This is a genomic window from Burkholderia sp. LA-2-3-30-S1-D2, from assembly GCF_001523915.2.
In the GTDB taxonomy this organism is placed as follows: Bacteria; Pseudomonadota; Gammaproteobacteria; order Burkholderiales; family Burkholderiaceae; genus Burkholderia; species Burkholderia diffusa.
In genome coordinates this window covers 595832-609193 of sequence record NZ_CP013383.1, presented here as the reverse complement: position 1 = coordinate 609193, position 13362 = coordinate 595832, and the positions used below count along the sequence as shown (strand labels likewise).

Below are 13362 nucleotides of genomic sequence, written 5' to 3'. Positions count from 1 at the left end.
GTGCGTCGTTCCGACGCGCATTTTCATCAGACCAGCGCGACATCCGGCACCGTTTGCCGGGCGGCGTCAGTGGGGATCGGTGGGCCAGATGTTCAGTGCGATCGCGGCGGTCGTGGCGCCTACCGCGATCGCGGCCGCTCCGTATTGCACCGCGTCGCTCAGGTCGAACAGCAGACCGTGGATCGCGACGGCGATGCCGCCCAGCATGATGAAGGTGGCGATGGCCGCCAGCACGACTCTCAGTTCCGTCCGAACCATGATGGGTCTCCCGAACGGATGCATGTCACGTCGCATGCATGTTGCGATGCGGAACACGGCGCGTGCGCGTTCCACTTTCATCATTGCATGCGGGCGCTTAAAAGCAAGGGGTTTTTGTACGCAGTCGCACAACGCGTGCGGCGCTTGTATGATGAGGCGATATCGATAGCGGCGGCCCGGGTGGCGGATGGTGCGGCGCAAAGCGTCAAGGCGGGGCGACCGCGAAGCATGGAGCCCCAGTAAGCGCTGAAGCGCCAACTGGGGCCGACAGGAGACAAGACATGCCTCAATCTTTCGTGCTGCCCGCCACCGCGGGCCGCAACGACCTGCTCGCGCAGGCGCATGCCCGTTCGACCGCGATCGGCCTGCGCGCAAACGAGCAACCCGATTTCTCGCCGCTGTCGCGGCTCGCGCTGCGCGAACTGCTCGACACGAACCACGCCTTGTTCGCACACGCGCGCCCGGTGATGGAGAACCTCCACGCGCAGATCGCCGACACGCAAAGCCTCGTGCTGCTCACCGACGCCGACGGCGTGATCCTGCACAGCATCGGCGACGCGGACTTCATCGAAAAGGCGAACCGCGTCGCGCTGTGCACCGGCGTGTCGTGGGCCGAAGGCGCACGCGGCACCAATGCGATCGGCACCGCGCTCGCATCGGGACAGGCGGTCGCCGTGCACGGGTCCGAGCACTTCCTGCGCGCGAACCATATCCTCACCTGCTCGTGTGCGCCGATCATCGACTCGTTCGGCCGCACGCTCGGCACGCTCGACGTGAGCGGCGATCCGCGCGGCTTCAGCTCCCATACGCTCGCGCTCGTGCGGATGTCCGCGCAGCTGATCGAGAACCATCTGTTCGCGAACCAGTGCGCGGAAGCACTGCGGCTGCGCTTCCACGCCCACGAGGACTGCGTCGACTCGCTGTTCGCCGGGCTCGTCGCATTCGGCCCCGACGGCGGACTGATCGCCGCGAACCGCAGCGCGCAATTCCAGCTCGGTGCGACCTTCGATGCGTTGCAGCATCAAGGCTGCGATGCGCTGTTCGGCATGCACTTCGGCCAGCTCGCGCAGCAGGCAGCCCGCGCACCCGGCGCACCGTTCAGCCTCACGCTGTCGACCGGCGTGCGCGTGCTCGCACGCTGCGAATTCGCGGAAGCGCACAAGACGGCCGTCGCCGTCACGCCGCCCGCGCCCGCCGTGCGCATGCGGGCTCCGGACCCCGACGCGATCACGTTCGCGACGCTCGACACCGGCGATGCGCGGATGGCCGCCGTGCTCGAACGCGTCGCGAAGATTCGTGGACGCGATCTGCCGTTGCTGATCCTCGGCCAGACCGGCACCGGCAAGGAATGGCTCGCGCGTGCGCTGCACCAGGCATCGCCGCGCGCGGACGGCCCGTTCGTCGCGGTCAACTGCGCGGCACTGCCGGATTCGCTGATCGAGGCCGAACTGTTCGGTTACGAGGACGGCGCCTTCACCGGTGCGCGCAAGCGCGGCAGCCCCGGCAAGATCGCGCAGGCCGACGGCGGTACGCTGTTTCTCGACGAAATCGGCGACATGCCGCTCGCGCAGCAGGTCAGGCTCATGCGCGTGCTGCAGGAGCGCGCGGTGATGCCGCTCGGCGGCGCACGCGCGGTGCCGGTCGACGTGCGCGTGGTCTGCGCGACCCACCGCGACCTGCGTGCGATGATCGCCGAAGGCACGTTCCGCGAAGACCTGTTCTACCGGATCAACGGGCTCGCGGTCACACTGCCGCCGCTCGCCGCGCGCACCGACCTGCCGACACTGGTCGAGCGGATCCTCGCGCGGCTCGGTCGCAGCGAGCCGATGCCGAGCCGCCTCGCGACCGACGTGCTCGACGCGTTCATGCGGCACCGCTGGCCCGGCAACCTGCGGCAAATGACCAACGTGCTGCGCACGGCCGGCATGCTCGCCGAAGACGAAGCCGAAATCACGCTCGCGCACCTGCCCGACGATTTCTGGCTCGACTGCGACGACACTCCGGCGGCACAGGCCGCACCGGCCGACACGCGCGAAGCGACGACACTGCAGAGCCACCAGGCCGCGGTGATCGACGCGGTGCTCGCGCGGCACGGCGGCAACGTATCGGCAGCCGCGCGGGAGCTTGGGCTCGCGCGCAATACCGTGTACCGCTACCTGCGCCGACACTGACGTCCCGCGCCGGCTGCCCGACGGGCGCCGGCCGCGCCGCCTTCGGGTATGCTTGTCGCTTGCCTTGTCTTGCCGCCGCGCCGGCACCCGCTTCGCCCCATGACCGATCCCGACCACCCGCCTCTCGTACGCATCGAGCCGCTCGGCGCGACGTTCGACGCCCCCGATTCGCTGACGCTGCTCGAGGCCGCCGCGTTCGCGCACGTCAGGCTGCCGCGCTCGTGCCGCAACGGCACGTGCCGAAGCTGCCTGTGCAGGATCGTCAGCGGCAGCGTACGCTATACGATCGAATGGCCGGGTCTGAGCCGCGAGGAAAAGGCCGACGGCTATACGCTGCCGTGCGTGGCCGTAGCGACCTCGGATGTCGTGCTCGACGTGCCCGACGCGGTGATGATCGACTGAACGCGGCGAGCGCGCGTGCGCCGTCCCGCGGCAAGGATGCCCGCCTGGAGAACGTGATGACCCAGTCCACCGATCGCATCGAGAAACAAGCCTTGCTCACCGCGCCGCTGGCGCGCGTCTGGGAAGCCGTCAGCAATGCCGGGGAATTCGGCATCTGGTTCGGCGTGACGTTCGACGGGCCGTTCGTCGCCGACCGGCCGCTGTTCGGCCGCATCACGCCGACGCGCGTCGACGACGACGTCGCCCGGGCACAGGAGCCATATGCCGGCACCGTGTTCGAGATCGTCGTCGATCGCGTCGAGCCGATGCACCGATTCTCCTTTCGCTGGCACCCGTTCGCGATCGATCCGAACTTCGATTACGCGTCCGAGCCGATGACGCTCGTCACGTTCGCACTCGCCGAAGCGAACGGCGGCACGCTGCTGACGATCACCGAAACGGGCTTCGACCAGTTGATCGATGCGCGCCGCGCAAAGGCTCGCGAGGTGAACGATCAAGGCTGGGCCGCGCAGATGACGCTGATCACGAAATATCTCGCGAAGCACGCGTAAGCGTGCCGCGCGTCATGCCCGGTATCCGCGTGCCCGCATGCCCTCGCGGCGGGTGCGTGGCATAATCCGCTCCATCGCCGTTCATACCCCGCCCCGCGCATCGCATGCTGAGCCGTCGTTTCCGGAAGATCGTCAGTCTGATCGGGATGCTCGCCATCCTGATGACAACGCTCGCGCCGACGATCTCGCAGGCGCTGACGACGCAAGACCGCGTCGACTCGCTCCTTGCCGGTTACTGCACGGCCGGGCCGGCGGGCGGCAACCATGCCGGCGATGCGTCGTCGAAAAGCCTGCAGGCCCATCTGCAGGCTTGCGGCTATTGCAGCCTGCTCGCCCATACACCCGCCCTGCCCGCGCCCGAACTGACGTTCGCGGCCAACTTCCACCCGCGCGAGCATCGCGAAGCAACCCGCTTCGAAAGCCTGCGCCGCACGCTGCCGCTCACGGCCGCGCAACCGCGCGCCCCGCCGTTCGCATCCTGATTCGTCGTCACCGCGCGTGATGCCCTTGCGCATCACGCCGTGAGCACGCGCGCCGCGCGTGCATGCCGTGTCACGTTTCGAAGGACGATCTCACATTCGACCGTATTGCTCGGGGCATCGTGCCGCGCGTGCGCTCGCCCGCCTCCGGCGGCCACGCGTGCACGCACGCGCGACCATTCGTCGAATGCATCGTTCTCCTTGTCATTTCCAACCGGATCATCCCGTCATGAAAACCACTGCTTTCATTCGCGGCGCACTCGTCGCACTCGGCTTCGTCGTCGCACAGGCCGCTCACGCGCACGCACACCCGAAAAACCTGGACCCGGCCGCCGACGCCACGCTGTCGAGCGCGCCGCACGCGGTCACGATCGACTTCAGCGAAACGCTCGAACCCGCATTCAGTTCGATCGCCGTCACCGACAGCCATGGACAGTCGGTCATCGACGGGAAAGCCGCCATCGACGCCGGCAACCGGAAGCGGATGCATGTGGAACTGGCGAACCTGACGCCGGGCACGTACACGGTCGCTTGGGTTGCAGTCGCGACCGACGGGCATCGCACGCAGGGCCACTACACGTTCACGCTGAAGTAATGCACACGATGCCCGCGCGGCGATCTTCCCTACCCGATCAGGAACACACTCGATGAAACGCTCGATTCCGACCAGCCTGCTGTTCGCACTGCTGGCGCTGCAGGCGCCCGCCACGTTCGCCGCATCGGCCGTCCAGGCCGATGCCTGCTGGATCCGCACGATGCCGGCGACGGTGCCGTCGTCCGGTTATTTCACGCTGAAGAACGACGGCGACAAGCCCGTCACGCTCACGGGCATCGATACGCCCGCGTTCGGGATGGCGATGATGCACGAAACGCAAACGGCCGGCAGCACCGCGAAAATGGTTCACGTCGAAGCGGTCGACGTGCCCGCGCACGGCACGGTGACGTTCAGGCCGAAGGGCTATCACGTGATGCTGGAGGAACCGCGCCAGCCCGTCGCGCCCGGCGCGAAGGTACCGCTGCGGCTGCATTTCGCCGACGGCGCGACGGTGTCCGTGACCTGCGACGCGAAGGCGCCCTCCTACACCGGCCAGTAACGCCGCAACCGCATCGACCGAAGGAGACGCACATGAGCAAGGAACGCGTGCCGCTGGCCAGCCTGATCGTCCGCTACCGGACGCCGCTGAACGTCGCCGTGTTGATCGCCTGCGGGTTATGGGCGGCGTGGATCGCGTGGATGACGCGGCCTTCGGCGATCGATTCGCCGTCGTCGATCGCCGCATACTGCGTGCGCGACACACGCTGACGCGCCGCGCCGGTTCCGGCGGCGGTCCGCGTCATTTTGGCGTGGCATCATCGCTTCATCCCGACCGCCGGAACCCCCTCCCGGAGCAACGCATGTCCATTCAGACCTGGATGCTGTTTGCCGCCGCCTATCTCGCGACGACGCTGTCGCCAGGCCCCAACGTGCTGCTCGTCATCCGCAACACGGTGCGCTACGGCTCGCGCGGCACCGCCGCGACGATCGCGGGCAACCTCGTCGCACAAGGCGCGGTGGTCATGCTCGTCGCGCTCGGCGTCGGCGCGGTGCTGGCCGCGATGCCGCCGCTATTCATCGCGATGAAGGTCGTCGGCGCCGCGTATCTGATGTTGCTGGGCATCCGGCAACTGCGCGGCGATCGCAACGCACGCTCGCCCGACGGCCGGGGCGCGATCGTCGAGCCCGACCGCAGGAAGCTGTTCCGCGAAGCGCTGTTCGTGTCGGGCAGCAATCCGAAGACGATGATCTTCCTGTCGGCATTCATGCCGCAGTTCATCGCACACGGTCGCCCGCTCGCGATGCAGTTCGTCGTGATGTATGTGACGATCGCATGCACCGTCGTCGTCGTGCACAGCGTCTATTCGTTCGGCGTGCGCCGGCTCCATCGTGGTATCGGCGTCAGCCCGTGGGTACGCGCGGCCAAGCGCGCCAGCGGGCTGCTGTTCGTTGGCCTCGGGATCAAGCTGCTGACCGCACGGCAGGCGTAAGCGTCCGCCCCGGCGATGGCCGGCGCCGCGGCGTGGTCGGAACCGTCAGTCCTTGACGGCCAGCGTGGCCGCAATCTCGCCGAACGACGGCCGTGCGTCGATCTCCTCGTTCAGGCAGGCGGCGGCCAGCGCGTCGAGTACGTGCGAACCTTCCCACGCACGCGGCTCGCATCGCGCCAGCAACTCGCAGAGCAAATGGCCGAACGCCCTGACTTCCAGCCGTTCGAGCCGCGCCGCGCGCACGCGGTCGTTCACGTCGTAGACCGACGCCGCGCCGAAATCGCCGAGCAGCGCGCCGCCCTTGCCGTCGTGCAGGATGTTGTGCGCGTACAGGTCGCCGTGCATGATGCCGCGCGCGTGCAGATGCGCTGCCACCGACGCGATGCCGAGCGCGATCCGCGATGCCTCGGCCGGCGCGAATCGCTCATCGGCCGCATAGACGTCGCGCGTGCAGGACGCAAAGCTCGGCGGCTCGGCGAGGTTCGTCAGCGCCGGATCGACCAGTTCCATCACGAGGCCGTGCGTGCCATCCGGATGGCCGTGCACCTTGCCGATCACCGGAATCATGTTCGGGTGACGCCCGGCGTGCAGGCACGCGGCCATTTCGCAATCGGGCAGCCCGTCGCTCGTCACGGCCCCCTTGAACAGCTTGACCGCGACCGCGCGCGGCGCTTGGCCGTCCACCCGCCACTGCGCGCGATAAATGACACCCGATGCGCCTTCGCCGAGCTTCCGATCGAGGGCGAGCGACGTCCAGTCGATGTCCGCGACGCCCGGCTCGGCCGAAGCCGCCGATTCCGGCGCGGTGCCGAACGGATTGCCCGCGGACGCGAGCCACGCGAGACGCGGCAGACGCAGCAACCAGCCGGGCAGGTCGTCCAGCCGGTTCGCCGACAGCCGCACCAGTTCGAGCGCACGGCACGCGGCCATTTCGGGCGGCAACGCGCGCAGCCGGTTGCCCGCGAGCATCAGCTTCTGCAAGCGCGAACAATCGCCGATCTCGGCGGGTAGCGCGCCGATTTCGTTGTCGGTCAGGATCAGCCAGCGCAGCGCGCGCGGCAGCGAACGGCGCGGCACCGTGCGGATCCGGTTCGCCTTGAAGCCGATCATGTCGAGCTGGGCGCATGTGCCGAGCACCTCGGGAAATTCGGTGAAGCGATTGCCGGACGCGAACAGGATGCGCAGGCGATGCAGCCGCGACAGGTCGTCCGGCAGCGCCGACAGCGCATTGCCGGACAGGTCGAGCACTTCGAGCGTGTCGGCCAGATCGAAGATTTCGCGCGGAAATTCGGTCAGCCCGCACGCGAGCTTGAGTTGCCGGGTGCCCGACAGCTGGCCGGCCTGCAGTTGTTCGAGGGTGGTGGTCACGGGGAGAAAGCGGATGGCAGTAGCGATGGTCGTCGGACCGATCGTCCGAATTCTACCGGGATCGCTTTCACGCATCCGCTCGCCGTGTCACACCCTCTTCACAAACGCGCGATGTAACGCTACAATTCGGCCCCTTGCAGTGCCGACGTGGTGAAATTGGTAGACACGCTATCTTGAGGGGGTAGTGGCGAAAGCTGTGCGAGTTCGAGTCTCGCCGTCGGCACCAAATACGGTTTTTCCGTGTTTCGTGCATTTGCAAAACCCGCGACAGCGCATGGCTTCGCGGGTTTTTTATTGCTTCGGCGATGCGGGACGAAGCGCTCGGTCAGATGGGCGACAAACGTCGACGCCTCGAATCCCGCGCCGATGCCTGCGTTTCCGGCGCGACGACTCGCGTCACAGCATCGGCAACACGGCCCGGATATGCTCGGCGAACGCCGCCGTCAGATGCGACGGCCGTTTCCGGTCGAACCTCAGCGTAATGCCCACCGCCGGCAACGGCGGCAACCGCGGATCGCCGTTGACGATCGCCAGGTCGGTCGGCACGGCCGTCTGCGTCATCACCGCGAACGCCTGCCCCGAGCGCACCAGCGCGATCAGCCCCGCGAGACTGCTGCTCGCATACGCGACGCGGTAATCGCGACCGGCGCGATGCAGCGCGTCGCAGGCCGCGATGTGATCGAGCGTATCGGGATCGGACAGCGCGAGCGGCAGCGGATCGAAATGCGCGGGCTCCAGCCCCGGATAGCCGATCCAGACCAGTTGCTCGCGACGAATGATGTCGTCGTTCGCCCCGTCGTCCGGCAATGAAATCATCGCGAGATCGACCGCGCGCTTCTCGAGCTGTTCGAGCAGCCGCGGCGTCAGCCCGCATACGATTTCGACGATCGCCTGGGGATGCTGGCTCGAAAACTGCCGCAGCAGCGGCGGCAGAAACACCTCCGCGTAATCGTCCGGGCACCCGAACCGGATCGTCCCCGTCAACCCCGTGCCGCACAGGTCGGCCATTGCCTCGTCGTGCTGCCGCAGGATGCGCTGCGCATGCACGAGCAGCCGCTCGCCGGGGTGCGTCAGCACCACGCCGCGGCCGGTGCGCTGGAACAGCGGCTGGTCGACGATATCCTCGAGCCGCTTCATCTGCTGGCTGAGCGCGGACTGCGTCCGGCCGACGCGCGCGGCCGCGCGGCTGAGCGCGCGCACCTCGGCGATCACGACGAACGAACGCAGCAGGTCGATTTCGAGCGAGCGTCCCAAGGTATTAGCCCCCTTTCTACCTTGCATAAGAACTATTCGTTTCCATCAAACCAGACGCGCGCCTAGACTGCAAGCGATCCCTGCCCCCTTGCCCGGAGAAGCCCGATGTCCCTGAACGACGACGCAACCTTCTGGCGCAACGCCAGGCAGCACCTGGTCCGCTACGGCGGCACGTTCGAGCCGATGATCATCGAGCGCGCGAAGGGCAGCTTCGTCTATGACGCCGACGGCCGCGCGATCCTCGATTTCACGTCGGGGCAGATGAGCGCGGTGCTCGGCCACTGCCATCCGGAGATCGTCTCCGTCATCGGCGAATACGCGGGCAAGCTCGATCATCTGTTCAGCGGGATGCTGTCGCGGCCCGTCGTCGACCTCGCGACGCGCCTCGCCGACATCACGCCCGACGGGCTCGACCGCGCGCTGCTGCTCAGCACCGGCGCGGAATCGAACGAAGCGGCGATCCGGATGGCGAAGCTCGTCACCGGCAAGTACGAGATCGTCGGCTTCGCGCAGTCGTGGCACGGGATGACGGGCGCGGCCGCATCGGCCACGTACAGCGCGGGCCGCAAGGGTGTCGGCCCGGCCGCCGTCGGCTCGTTCGCGATTCCGGCGCCATTCACGTACCGGCCGCGCTTCGAGCGCAACGGCGCGTACGACTATCTTGCCGAACTCGACTACGCGTTCGACCTGATCGACCGCCAGTCGAGCGGCAACCTCGCGGCATTCATCGCGGAGCCGATCCTCAGTTCGGGCGGGATCATCGAACTGCCGGACGGCTATATGGCGGCGCTCAAGCGCAAGTGCGAGGCGCGCGGGATGCTGCTGATCCTCGACGAGGCGCAGACGGGCGTCGGACGCACCGGCACGATGTTCGCGTGCCAGCGCGACGGCGTGACGCCCGACATCCTGACGCTGTCGAAAACGCTCGGCGCCGGGCTGCCGCTCGCGGCCATCGTGACGTCCGCGGCGATCGAGGAACGCGCGCACGAACTCGGCTACCTGTTCTATACGACGCACGTGTCGGATCCGCTGCCCGCGGCCGTCGGCCTGCGCGTGCTGGACGTGGTGCAGCGCGACGGGCTCGTCGCACGCGCGAACGTGATGGGCGACCGGCTCAGGCGCGGCCTGCTCGACCTGATGGAGCGGTTCGACTGCATCGGCGACGTGCGCGGGCGCGGGCTGCTGCTCGGCGTCGAGATCGTCAAGGATCGCCGCACGAAAGAGCCGGCGGACGGCCTCGGCGCGAAGATCACGCGCGAGTGCATGAACCTCGGGCTCAGCATGAACATCGTGCAGTTGCCCGGCATGGGCGGCGTGTTCCGGATCGCGCCGCCGCTGACGGTCAGCGAGGACGAGATCGATCTCGGCTTGTCGCTGCTCGGTCAGGCGATCGAACGCGCGCTGTAACGCCGACGCGCGGTAACGCCCTTCTCGGCATCGTGCGATTCGTCGTGCCGGTTCGAGCGACCGGCGCGACGGATTCCCGATCGATCAGCGCATTTCGGCCGCCCACGCTTCGGCATCGGCACCGGCCGGAATGCGCATCGGGCTCGACGGGTCCGTCGCCGCGCGCCACACGGCGTCGGCAACATCCTGCGCATGGGTGATCGGCCCCGACGCATCGAGCATCCTCGCGACGGCCTTTCCGGCGAACTCCGCATACGCCTCGTGTTCGAAGCCATGCATGTGCGCACGCGCGTTGTCGCCGAAACGCGTGTCGGGTGCACGGCCCGGCAGCACGAGATGCGCGCGCACGCCGAACGGTTCGAGTTCGACCGCCATCGATTCGGTGAACGCATTGACCGCCGCCTTGCTGGCCCGGTATGCGCCGACCAGCGGCAACACCTTCAGCGTGACGCTCGACGTGACGTTCACGATCACGCCGGCCCCACGCCGGCGAAACTGCGGCAGCACGGCCTGCGTCACCGCAATCGTGCCGATCGTGTTGGTTTCGAACAGCGCACGCACCGTGTCGAGCGGCGTGAGCTCGGCCGGCGCGGCCGCGCCGAAGCCTGCGTTATTGACGAGCACGTCGATCGGGCCGGCCGCGTCGATGGCGGCGCGGATGCTGTCCACGTTCGTCACGTCGAGCGCCAGCACGCGCAGGCGTTCCGATGGCGGCAGCACGTCCTCGCGCGGTGTGCGCATCGTCGCGACGACCTGCCAGTCGCGGGCCAGGAAATGGCGGGCAATCTCGAGGCCGAAGCCGGAGGAACAGCCGGTGATCAGTACGGTCTTCATGCGAACTCCTGGGATGTGTTGGGCATGTGTCCGTACGATAGATGGCCGGATCCGTATTCGCTACAATCGAAAATCCGATTTTCTTTTGCGAGGGTCCGGCGATGATCGACCCGTTGACCGAAGTCGTGACGCTGCTGCAACCGGGCGCGCGGTACTCCAAGTCGGTTCACGGTGCGAGCCCGTGGTCGATCAACCGCACGGTCGCCGGCGAGCCGTTCTATTGCGCGATCCTCGACGGCGGGTGCCGGATCGCCATCGACGGGCACGCGCCGATCGAGCTGCTGCCCGGCGATTTCGTGCTGATTCCGGCGGCCTACGGCGTCGCGATGTCCAGCCTCGAACCGCCGCCGCCGGGCGTCGAAACCGGGCCGCCGGTCGCACTCGACAACGGCGAATACCGGATCGGCGATCCGGGCAACCCGGTCGACACGCGGATGATGGCCGGCAACTGCAGCTTCGGTTCGCCGGACGCAGCGCTGCTGGTGTCGCTGCTGCCGCAATTCGTGCTCGTGCGCGGCGAACCGCGGCTGACCACGCTCGTGCAACTGGTGCGCGACGAATCGCGCGCGCAGCGGCCCGCGCGCGAGATCGTGCTGGCGCGCCTGCTAGAAGTGCTGCTGATCGAGGCATTGCGGTTCACGACCGAAACGAACGCGTCGCCCGGCCTCGTGCGCGGGCTCGCCGACAATCGACTGGCGGCCGCGATCCGTGGCATGCACGCGCGCCCCGCCTATCCGTGGACGGTCGTCGAACTCGCGAAGGAAGCGGCGCTGTCGCGCTCGACGTTCTTCGAACGCTTCAGCCGCGCGGTCGGCGTCGCGCCGATGGAATACCTGCTCACGTGGCGCATGGCGCTCGCGAAGGACCTGCTCCGCCGCAACGAAGGCCGCATCGCCGAAATCGCGGGGCGTGTCGGCTACAGTTCCGCGAGCACCTTCAGCGTCGCGTTCACGCGGCATGTCGGGCGGCCGCCGGCGCAATATGCGCGTGAAGAGCAGGCGGTGGCGAGCGAAGCATGAACCGCGCATGCACGCCACGCCGCGTGTCGCGACACGCGCCGGGATCCCGCTCCGCTTCTCGCCCGATTGCCGGACGAACGGCCCGCGTTTGCCACCGGCATCACGCGATCTGCGTACACTGCCCGACACGCACCAACGACGCGCGAGGCATTCGATGACGACAGCGGCAAAGGACATCTGCACGACCGACCACTGGCTCGTCGCGCGCCGCGATCAGGAAACCGGCATCGAAAGCCTGCACGCGCATTTCAACGGCCATGCGTACGATGCACACGATCACGACGACATGCTGGTCGGCTTCACCGAACAGGGCGTGCAGCAATTCCAGTGCCGACGGTCGCTGCATACGAGCGTGCCCGGCCGCGCGATCCTGATCGAGCCGGGCGCGATGCACGACGGCCATGCGCCCGAAGCAGGCGGCTTCACCTACGGCATGCTGTACCTGCCGCAAGCATGGGTAGAGCGCGCGGCGCGCCGGCTGAATCTTCCCGGCATGGGTGGCGTCGAGGCCGCTTTCGGCCATACGCTGGTCGACGATCCCACGCTCGTCGACACGATCCGCCAAGCGTTTCTGGCGATCCACGGCAACGAAGGCAGGCTCGCGCGCGACCAGACGCTCGACCGCCTGCTGACGCGGCTCGGCGGCGAACTGCGCGGCCCGATCGCGCTGGAAAGCGGTGTCGTGCCGCCCGCGATCGCGCGCGTGCGCGATCTGCTGCATGCGCAGATGGACGGCAACATCGGGCTCGACGAACTCGCCAGCGTCGCCGGGATCGACCGGTTCCGGCTGACCCGGCTGTTTCAGCGCGCGTTCGGCACGTCGCCGCACGCGTATCTGGTGCGCTTGCGGCTGCGCGCCGCGCGCCGGCTGCTGGCAATCGGCCGCACGCCCGCTCAGGTCGCGGCCGATGTCGGCTTCGCCGACCAGAGCCACCTGGGCCGCTGGTTCCGCCGCGCGTACCGGATCACGCCGGCCGCGTACCGGCAAATGTGCACAAACGTTCCAGACTGATCGCACGCGGCATCCGATCATGAGTGCCCCAATGAGGAGCAAGCATGTTCGATACGAAAGTGGCACTGATCGTGCGCGACGATCTCGCGGCGTGGCAGAAACTCAATGTCGTCGCGTTTCTCGCGACGGGCGTCGCGGCCGGCGCGCCCGATGCGCTCGGCGAACCGTACGAGGATGCGGCGGGCAACCGCTACGGCCGCATGCTCGGCCAGCCGATGCTGGTATTCGCGGCCGACCTGAACGGCCTGCAGGCCGCGCACCGGCATGCGCTGTCGCGCGACGTGAGGATCGTGCCGTACGTGCGCGCGATGTTTTCGACCGGGCACGATGCGGCCAACCGCGCAGTGTTTCGCGCCGAGGATGCGGAGAATCTGGATTTGGTCGGCCTCGCGTTGCACGGGCCGAAGAAGGCTGTGGACAAGGCGGTGAAGGGGCTCGCGTTGCACGCGTAAGCGGGTCGTGCAACGCCGCCGTTTTCGTTCGATTCGCGTTTGGGCCCATGTCGCCGAATTTGCGACGAATGACGCAAATCCGGCGACATTTTTCTTGCAAGATGATGGGCTGCGCCGCCGGCCCGTTGCA

General features: G+C 67.8%; 16 protein-coding genes and 1 tRNA gene. 13 read left to right on the top strand and 4 right to left on the bottom strand.

Going from position 1 to position 13362, the window contains the following annotated elements; genetic code table 11:
* Positions 1-66 precede the first annotated feature (66 nt).
* A complete protein-coding gene (locus tag WS66_RS02770; RefSeq protein ID WP_059527249.1) occupies positions 67-258 on the bottom strand; it encodes a DUF2964 family protein in 192 nt (63 codons plus the stop codon).
* 281 nt (positions 259-539) lie between these two features.
* Here WS66_RS02770 and WS66_RS02765 point away from each other — a divergent pair, with 281 nt between their 5' ends.
* The 8 genes from WS66_RS02765 to WS66_RS02735 all read left to right on the top strand — a co-directional run bounded on the left by WS66_RS02765 (position 540) and on the right by WS66_RS02735 (position 5886).
* Positions 540-2429 carry a sigma-54-dependent Fis family transcriptional regulator gene (locus tag WS66_RS02765; protein WP_059600190.1) on the top strand — a complete coding sequence of 630 codons (1890 nt, stop codon included), beginning with the start codon at positions 540-542 and terminating at the stop codon, positions 2427-2429.
* Between the two features lie 99 nt (positions 2430-2528).
* On the top strand, positions 2529-2831 hold the full coding sequence (locus tag WS66_RS02760) for a 2Fe-2S iron-sulfur cluster-binding protein (RefSeq protein ID WP_059527056.1): 303 nt from the start codon (positions 2529-2531) through the stop codon (positions 2829-2831).
* A gap of 56 nt (positions 2832-2887) precedes the next feature.
* Positions 2888-3382 carry an SRPBCC family protein gene (locus WS66_RS02755; RefSeq protein WP_059600191.1) on the top strand — a complete coding sequence of 165 codons (495 nt, stop codon included), beginning with the start codon at positions 2888-2890 and terminating at the stop codon, positions 3380-3382.
* A gap of 104 nt (positions 3383-3486) precedes the next feature.
* Entirely contained in the window at positions 3487-3864 is a 378-nt protein-coding gene (locus WS66_RS02750) for a DUF2946 domain-containing protein (RefSeq protein WP_059600192.1), read from the top strand.
* A 226-nt stretch (positions 3865-4090) separates the two neighbouring features.
* Positions 4091-4456: a copper homeostasis periplasmic binding protein CopC gene (gene copC, locus WS66_RS02745; RefSeq protein ID WP_059600193.1), complete on the top strand. Its 366-nt coding sequence runs from the start codon at positions 4091-4093 to the stop codon at positions 4454-4456.
* 52 nt (positions 4457-4508) lie between these two features.
* Entirely contained in the window at positions 4509-4955 is a 447-nt protein-coding gene (locus WS66_RS02740) for a copper chaperone PCu(A)C (RefSeq protein WP_059600194.1), read from the top strand.
* Positions 4956-4987: 32 nt separating this feature from the next.
* Positions 4988-5164: a hypothetical protein gene (locus WS66_RS34005; RefSeq protein WP_170296371.1), complete on the top strand. Its 177-nt coding sequence runs from the start codon at positions 4988-4990 to the stop codon at positions 5162-5164.
* Between the two features lie 92 nt (positions 5165-5256).
* Positions 5257-5886 carry a LysE family translocator gene (locus WS66_RS02735; RefSeq protein ID WP_059600195.1) on the top strand — a complete coding sequence of 210 codons (630 nt, stop codon included), beginning with the start codon at positions 5257-5259 and terminating at the stop codon, positions 5884-5886.
* A 45-nt stretch (positions 5887-5931) separates the two neighbouring features.
* Here the strand turns inward: WS66_RS02735 and WS66_RS02730 are convergent, their stop codons facing one another.
* Positions 5932-7254: a leucine-rich repeat-containing protein kinase family protein gene (locus WS66_RS02730; RefSeq protein ID WP_059600196.1), complete on the bottom strand. Its 1323-nt coding sequence runs from the start codon at positions 7252-7254 to the stop codon at positions 5932-5934.
* 141 nt (positions 7255-7395) lie between these two features.
* On the opposite strand from WS66_RS02730, the gene WS66_RS02725 reads away from it, so the two are divergent.
* Positions 7396-7480: transfer RNA gene (locus tag WS66_RS02725), tRNA-Leu, on the top strand.
* 170 nt (positions 7481-7650) lie between these two features.
* Here WS66_RS02725 and WS66_RS02720 read toward each other — a convergent pair.
* The gene (locus WS66_RS02720) at positions 7651-8535 is read right to left on the bottom strand and encodes a LysR family transcriptional regulator (RefSeq protein WP_059600197.1); all 885 of its coding nucleotides are present in this window, start codon (positions 8533-8535) and stop codon (positions 7651-7653) included.
* A 78-nt stretch (positions 8536-8613) separates the two neighbouring features.
* Here WS66_RS02720 and WS66_RS02715 point away from each other — a divergent pair, with 78 nt between their 5' ends.
* Complete coding sequence (locus WS66_RS02715; protein WP_059600198.1) at positions 8614-9915, top strand: aspartate aminotransferase family protein; 1302 nt, start codon at positions 8614-8616, stop codon at positions 9913-9915.
* Between the two features lie 84 nt (positions 9916-9999).
* Here WS66_RS02715 and WS66_RS02710 read toward each other — a convergent pair whose 3' ends face one another.
* The gene (locus tag WS66_RS02710; protein ID WP_059600199.1) at positions 10000-10749 is read right to left on the bottom strand and encodes an SDR family oxidoreductase; all 750 of its coding nucleotides are present in this window, start codon (positions 10747-10749) and stop codon (positions 10000-10002) included.
* A gap of 41 nt (positions 10750-10790) precedes the next feature.
* Here WS66_RS02710 and WS66_RS02705 point away from each other — a divergent pair, with 41 nt between their 5' ends.
* The 3 genes from WS66_RS02705 (at position 10791) to WS66_RS02695 (ending at position 13232) form a co-directional block, all read left to right on the top strand.
* On the top strand, positions 10791-11768 hold the full coding sequence (locus WS66_RS02705) for an AraC family transcriptional regulator (protein ID WP_059600200.1): 978 nt from the start codon (positions 10791-10793) through the stop codon (positions 11766-11768).
* A 154-nt stretch (positions 11769-11922) separates the two neighbouring features.
* On the top strand, positions 11923-12780 hold the full coding sequence (locus tag WS66_RS02700; protein ID WP_059600201.1) for an AraC family transcriptional regulator: 858 nt from the start codon (positions 11923-11925) through the stop codon (positions 12778-12780).
* A gap of 44 nt (positions 12781-12824) precedes the next feature.
* The gene (locus WS66_RS02695) at positions 12825-13232 is read left to right on the top strand and encodes a DUF2000 family protein (RefSeq protein WP_059600202.1); all 408 of its coding nucleotides are present in this window, start codon (positions 12825-12827) and stop codon (positions 13230-13232) included.
* Positions 13233-13362: the final 130 nt, after the last annotated feature.

Bases quoted from the DNA above. Each gene is read 5' to 3' on its own strand.
- WS66_RS02750 (WP_059600192.1), top strand. From the start codon at position 3,487: ATGCTGAGCCGTCGTTTCCGGAAGATCGTCAGTCTGATCGGGATGCTC.
- copC (WP_059600193.1), top strand. From the start codon at position 4,091: ATGAAAACCACTGCTTTCATTCGCGGCGCACTCGTCGCACTCGGCTTC.
- WS66_RS02755 (WP_059600191.1), top strand. From the start codon at position 2,888: ATGACCCAGTCCACCGATCGCATCGAGAAACAAGCCTTGCTCACCGCG.
- WS66_RS02760 (WP_059527056.1), top strand. From the start codon at position 2,529: ATGACCGATCCCGACCACCCGCCTCTCGTACGCATCGAGCCGCTCGGC.
- WS66_RS02695 (WP_059600202.1), top strand. From the start codon at position 12,825: ATGTTCGATACGAAAGTGGCACTGATCGTGCGCGACGATCTCGCGGCG.
- WS66_RS02710 (WP_059600199.1), bottom strand. From the start codon at position 10,749: ATGAAGACCGTACTGATCACCGGCTGTTCCTCCGGCTTCGGCCTCGAG.
- WS66_RS02765 (WP_059600190.1), top strand. From the start codon at position 540: ATGCCTCAATCTTTCGTGCTGCCCGCCACCGCGGGCCGCAACGACCTG.
- WS66_RS02770 (WP_059527249.1), bottom strand. From the start codon at position 258: ATGGTTCGGACGGAACTGAGAGTCGTGCTGGCGGCCATCGCCACCTTC.
- WS66_RS02715 (WP_059600198.1), top strand. From the start codon at position 8,614: ATGTCCCTGAACGACGACGCAACCTTCTGGCGCAACGCCAGGCAGCAC.
- WS66_RS02740 (WP_059600194.1), top strand. From the start codon at position 4,509: ATGAAACGCTCGATTCCGACCAGCCTGCTGTTCGCACTGCTGGCGCTG.
- WS66_RS02735 (WP_059600195.1), top strand. From the start codon at position 5,257: ATGTCCATTCAGACCTGGATGCTGTTTGCCGCCGCCTATCTCGCGACG.
- WS66_RS02705 (WP_059600200.1), top strand. From the start codon at position 10,791: ATGGCCGGATCCGTATTCGCTACAATCGAAAATCCGATTTTCTTTTGC.
- WS66_RS34005 (WP_170296371.1), top strand. From the start codon at position 4,988: ATGAGCAAGGAACGCGTGCCGCTGGCCAGCCTGATCGTCCGCTACCGG.
- WS66_RS02700 (WP_059600201.1), top strand. From the start codon at position 11,923: ATGACGACAGCGGCAAAGGACATCTGCACGACCGACCACTGGCTCGTC.
- WS66_RS02720 (WP_059600197.1), bottom strand. From the start codon at position 8,535: ATGCAAGGTAGAAAGGGGGCTAATACCTTGGGACGCTCGCTCGAAATC.